A 5,210-nucleotide genomic window follows, 5' to 3' on the forward strand; every position below is an offset into this window, starting at 1 on the left:
GGCCGGACGACGCCGGCTCGATCCGCTCCGTCGGTGCGCCGACGGGGTCGGGGGTCGTCGGGGTCGTGGGCGCGGGCGTCGGCTCGGCCGGCTGGTCGGGACCGGGCCGCTCGGGCGTGCTCATCAACGGGCTCCCTCCGGCGGCGCGACCTCCGCACCGCTGCCCGCTCACCGTATTGCGGCGGCCGCCCGTTCGCCGTCCGTCCGTCGCGGTGCGTCGGCCGGCGGCAGGGGCGCGACGCCGGCGGGCGCCCCCACCGGCGCTGCCGATGCCGCGCGCGGCTCGCCGGCCGCGGGCACCGGACGGGCCCCGTGGACGTAGGCCAGACCGACGAGCACCGCTCCGCCGACGGTGTTGCCGAGGCCGACGAGCAGCACGTTGCGGGCGAGCTCCGCGACGGTGGCACCCGGCAGACCGCCGAACAGCCCCAGCCCGAACGTGGTCATGTTCGCGACGACGTGCTCGAACCCCGAGGTGATGAACACCATCACGCACGCGAAGACGACGGCGATCCGCGCGCCCTCGCTCGTCAGCCGGGCCGCGCACCACACGGCGAGGCAGACCATGACGTTGCAGAGGATCCCGCGGACGAACAGCTCGACGTTGGTCTCGGCGGCCTTGTGCTCGATCATCGACGCGATCGTGGCGCCGCCGGCCGTCCCCGGCGCCAGCACGCCGGACGCGTGCACGAGCCCCGCGAACGCGAGCGAGCCGAGCAGGTTGCCGCCCAGCACCGCGAGCAGCGTCAGGCCCGCCCGGCCCCACGCCACGCTCCCGACGACCGCGCCCTGGGTGAGGATCATCATCGCCGAGGTCGCGAGCTCGGCGCCCGCGACGACGACGATCGTCAGCGCGACCCCGAAGACGAGGCCCTTGACGAGGGGCGCGAAGCCGGACCCCGCCGCGTCGAGCGGTCCGCCGGCCGTCGCGAGGATCAGCACCCCGATGCCGATGTACGCCCCGGCGAGCATCGTCCGGACGAGGAACAGGCCGGGTGTGCGCAGGAGCGCGACCTTGTGGTGGGCGACCTGCGCGTGCACGGCGACGGTCTCGGGGATGGTCAGCACGCCCTCCAGCGTCCCCGACCCGCGCCGCCCGGCCGTGGGACGAAGGGCTCCCGTCCGGACACCGGGCGGCACGGCGCGAGCGCGCACGACGACGTAGCGTCGGCGCCATGCCCTCCCTGTTCGATCCCCTCACCCTGCGCGGCACCACGTTCGTCAACCGCGCGTGGCTCGCGCCCATGTGCCAGTACTCGGCGCAGGACGGCACCCCCGACGACTGGCACCTCGTGCACCTCGGCGCACGCGCGACGGGCGGGTTCGGCCTGCTCCTGACCGAGGCGACGGCGGTGGTGCCGGAGGGCCGGATCTCCCCGCAGGACACCGGGCTGTGGAACGACGAGCACGTGGCGGCCTGGCGGCGGATCACCGACTTCGTCCACGCGCGGGGCGCGCTCGTCGGCGTGCAGCTCGCGCACGCCGGGCGCAAGGCGTCGACGTACCGGCCGTTCTCGGCCGGGCACGGCACCGTGCCGGTCGACGAGGGCGGCTGGGCGACGGTCGGGCCGTCGGCGTCCGCCTTCCCCGGGTACGCCGCGCCGCGCGCGCTGACGCGGGACGAGGTCGCGGCCGTGCCGGAGCAGTTCGCGGCCGCCACCCGGCGCGCGCTCGAGGCCGGCTTCGACGTCGTCGAGGTGCACGCCGCGCACGGCTACCTGCTGCACCAGTTCCTCACGCCGCTCGCGAACGAGAGGGACGACGAGTACGGCGGGTCGCTCGAGAACCGCGCCCGCCTGACGGTCGAGACGGTCGACGCTGTCCGCGCCGCCTGGCCGCAGGACCGTCCGCTGCTCGTCCGGCTCTCGGCGACCGACTGGCGCCCCGACGGCCTGAGCACCGCGGACGTCGCGGCCGTCGCGCGCGAGCTGGCGGGGCACGGGGTCGACCTCGTCGACGTGTCGACGGGCGGCGCGGCGCCCGCCGAGATCCCCGTCGCCCCGGGCTACCAGGTGCCGGCCGCGCGCGAGGTCCGCGAGACCTCGGGGCTGCCGGTGTCCGCCGTGGGCCTGCTCGACGACCCGCACCGGGCCGCGCGGGTCGTGCGCGACGGCGACGCGGACGTCGTCATGGTCGCCCGCGGCGCGCTGCGCGACCCGATGTGGCCCCTGCGCGCGGCGCACGAGCTCGGGGTGGACCTCGTGACGCAGCCCGTCGCGGAGCCCTCCGCCGACGTCGACCTCGCCGCCGTCCGCGCGACGGGGTACCAGCCGCAGTACGCGCGCGGTGCCTGGCGCTGACCCGGCGGGGGCCGGCGGCGCGTCCTAGGCCTGGTGGCCGACCCGGGCGGCCTCGGCCACCGCGTGCGCGACCCGCGTCGTCACCTCGGGGTTGAAGACGCTGGGGACGATGTACGTCGGGTTGAGCTCGTCCGGGCTGACGACCTCGGCGAGCGCCCGCGCCGCGGCCAGCAGCATGACGTCGGTGATCTGGTGCGACTGCGCGTCGAGCAGGCCGCGGAACACCCCGGGGAACGCGAGCACGTTGTTGATCTGGTTCGCGAAGTCGGACCGGCCGGTGCCGACGACCGCGGCGTGCTGCGCGGCCTCGTCGGGGTCGACCTCGGGCCGCGGGTTCGCCAGCGCGAACACGATCGCGTCCGGCGCCATGCGGGCCACGTCGTCGCCCGTGATGACGTCGGGGGCGGAGACGCCGATGAAGACGTCCGCGCCGACCAGGGCCTCGGGGATGGTGCCCGTGACGCCGCGGGGGTTCGTCGCCCCGGCCGTCCACGCCAGCTGCGGCGTCAGGCCCGGCCGCTCGGCGTGCACGACGCCCTCGACGTCGGCCACGACCACGTCGTGCGCGCCCGCCGCGAGCAGCAGCCGCAGGACCGCCGTGCCGGCGGCGCCCGCGCCCGACAGGACGATGCGCACCGAGCGGATGTCCTTGCCGACCACCTGCAGCGCGTTCGTCAGCGCGGCGACGACGACGATCGCCGTGCCGTGCTGGTCGTCGTGGAACACCGGGATGTCGAGACGCTCGCGCAGGCGGCGCTCCACCTCGAAGCAGCGCGGCGCCGAGATGTCCTCGAGGTTGATGCCGGCGAACACCGGCGCGATCGCGCACACCGTCTCGACGATCTCGTCGACGTCCGTCGTGTCGAGCGCGATGGGGAACGCGTCGATGTCCGCGAACCGCTTGAACAGGACTGCCTTGCCCTCCATGACGGGGAGGGCGGCGAGCGGACCGATGTCGCCGAGGCCCAGCACCGCGGTGCCGTCGGTGACCACCGCGATGGTGTTCCGCTTGATCGTCAGGCGGCGCGCGTCGTCGGGGCTCGCCGCGATCGCCTCGCACACGCGGGCGACCCCCGGCGTGTACGCCATCGACAGGTCGTCGCGGTTGCGCAGCGGCACCTTCGAGCGGATCTCCAGCTTGCCGCCCAGGTGCATGAGGAACGTCCGGTCGCTCACGCGCTCGACGTGCACGCCCGCGAGCGCCGTGAGCGTCTCGACGATGTCCGCGGCGTGCTGCTCGCCGCGGGTCGCGCACGTGACGTCGACCGTCATCTGCTCGTGCCCGGAGGCCGTCACGTCGAGCGCCGTGACGATCCCGCCCGCCGCCTCGATCGCCGTGGTGAGCTCGCTCACCGCGGTCGGCCGAGCCCGGACCTGCAGCCGGGCGGTGATGGACGAGGACACGCTGGGAGCTGCCATGACGGCATTCTGACGCGCGGTCGCGAGGGCGGCGTGCGGTCGAGGCAGGGTCCGGGCCGGGTCGGGGCAGGTCGGAGCAGTCGGGGCAGGCCGCGACACGGAACGACGGCGCCCCGGGGGACGCCGTCGCCGCTCTGCGGGCCGGGAGGTGATCAGGCGTGCACCGTGTCGGTCGCGACGGGTCCAGCCCGGTCGACCTGCCCATAGGTGGGCGCTCCTGCGCGTGGGTGCCTCCGCGGCTCTGCAGTTGTGACTCCTTGGTACACCCGGCCCGTCACGAGCGGAACCCCTCGTCGTGACCGGCCAGGTGAGCCCGCCGGGGCGACCACCAGGTGGGACGGGCGTCCGGCATGCGACCCGCACCGCCCGGGCCGTCGCGGCGGGTCAGGAGCGGCGGCGACGGCGCAGCACCAGGAGCACGACGAGCGTGACCAGGACGGCGACCGCGACCCCGGCCGCGCGCCGACGGTCCCGGGCCGAGAACAGCGGGACCGGCCGGACGAACGTGAGCACGCCCCAGCCCTCCGCGGCGGCCAGCCGGCGCAGCGTCCGGTCCGGGTTGACGACGAAGCCGTGCCCGACCGTCGCGAGCATCGGCGCGTCGGTGACCGAGTCGGAGTAGGCGAAGCTCGCGCGGAGGTCGTAGCCCTGCTCGTCGGCGAGCCGGCGGATCGCGGCGGCCTTCTGCTCGCCGTACGCGTAGAAGTCGATCTCGCCCGTGTAGCGGCCGTCGACCACCTGCATCCGGGTGGCGACGACCCGGTCGGCGCCGAGCAGCTCGCCGATGGGCTCGACGATCTCGCTCCCCGAGGCGGACACGATCACGACGTCACGCCCGGCGGCGTGGTGCTCCTCGATGAGAGCGACGGCCTCCGCGTACACGGTGGGGTCGATCGCCTCGTGCAGCGTCTCGCGCACGATGCGCGAGACGAGGGCGGTGTCCCACCCGATGACGGAGCGGGACAGCTCGGCGCGCAGGCGCTCGGTCTGCTCGGCGTCGGCGCCGCCGAGGAGGTAGAGCAGCTGGGCGTAGCCCGTCCGCAGCACGGACCGCCGGGTCAGCAGCCCGTTCGCCAGGAACGACCGGGAGAACGCGGTCGCGGACGACGTGGCGATGATGGTCTTGTCGAGGTCGAAGAACGCGGCGGGCCGGCGCTCGTCCGGCGGCGTGCCGGGGGCGGTCGGTGGGGCGTCCATGCCGGGCCTCTCGTCGGGTCCTGGTCGGGCGTCGTCGGGCGTCGCGACGCGGGGCCGGCAGCGCGCGCCGGCCGTCCCTGCGCCGAGGGGAGAGCTGGTCGGAGCGTATCGGGGCCGGCCGACAGCGAGGTGGCGCCGCCTCGGCGAGCCGTCCACAGGCGCGGCCGGGCGCGCGCTCGTGCACCGGGTGGCCGGCACGGGCGGACGCGGGCGGCGCAGGCTCCGACGGTGGACGCGTGGACGGGACGTGGGAGAGCGGCGCGCGGGAGCCGGCGGGCCGGGCGTTCGTGCTGG

The 5,210-nt window shown here is 75.7% G+C and carries 4 protein-coding genes; 1 reads left to right on the plus strand and 3 read right to left on the minus strand.

Annotation, left to right across the window (positions count from 1 at the left end; genetic code table 11):
• Positions 1–168 precede the first annotated feature (168 nt).
• Positions 169–1,068 carry a formate/nitrite transporter family protein gene (locus HGCM_RS07380; RefSeq protein ID WP_019136213.1) on the minus strand — a complete coding sequence of 300 codons (900 nt, stop codon included), beginning with the start codon at positions 1,066–1,068 and terminating at the stop codon, positions 169–171.
• Between the two features lie 107 nt (positions 1,069–1,175).
• Between HGCM_RS07380 and HGCM_RS07385 the strand changes: the two genes are divergently transcribed.
• Positions 1,176–2,300, plus strand: coding sequence for an NADH:flavin oxidoreductase/NADH oxidase (locus HGCM_RS07385; protein WP_019136214.1), 1,125 nt, complete (start codon positions 1,176–1,178; stop codon positions 2,298–2,300).
• A 24-nt stretch (positions 2,301–2,324) separates the two neighbouring features.
• Here the strand turns inward: HGCM_RS07385 and HGCM_RS07390 are convergent, their stop codons facing one another.
• Both HGCM_RS07390 and HGCM_RS07395 read right to left on the minus strand, forming a co-directional pair.
• Positions 2,325–3,719 carry an NAD-dependent malic enzyme gene (locus HGCM_RS07390; RefSeq protein WP_026075324.1) on the minus strand — a complete coding sequence of 465 codons (1,395 nt, stop codon included), beginning with the start codon at positions 3,717–3,719 and terminating at the stop codon, positions 2,325–2,327.
• Positions 3,720–4,103: 384 nt separating this feature from the next.
• Positions 4,104–4,916, minus strand: a complete 813-nt coding sequence (locus HGCM_RS07395) for an HAD family hydrolase (RefSeq protein WP_019136216.1) — start codon at positions 4,914–4,916, stop codon at positions 4,104–4,106.
• Positions 4,917–5,210 lie beyond the last annotated feature (294 nt).

The organism is Cellulomonas massiliensis JC225, assembly GCF_000312005.1.
In the GTDB taxonomy this organism is placed as follows: domain Bacteria; phylum Actinomycetota; class Actinomycetes; order Actinomycetales; family Cellulomonadaceae; genus Cellulomonas; species Cellulomonas massiliensis.

Excerpts from the sequence above, each read along its gene's own strand:
- HGCM_RS07385 (WP_019136214.1), top strand. The coding sequence starts at position 1,176 with ATGCCCTCCCTGTTCGATCCCCTCACCCTGCGCGGCACCACGTTCGTC.
- HGCM_RS07395 (WP_019136216.1), bottom strand. The coding sequence starts at position 4,916 with ATGGACGCCCCACCGACCGCCCCCGGCACGCCGCCGGACGAGCGCCGG.
- HGCM_RS07390 (WP_026075324.1), bottom strand. The coding sequence starts at position 3,719 with ATGGCAGCTCCCAGCGTGTCCTCGTCCATCACCGCCCGGCTGCAGGTC.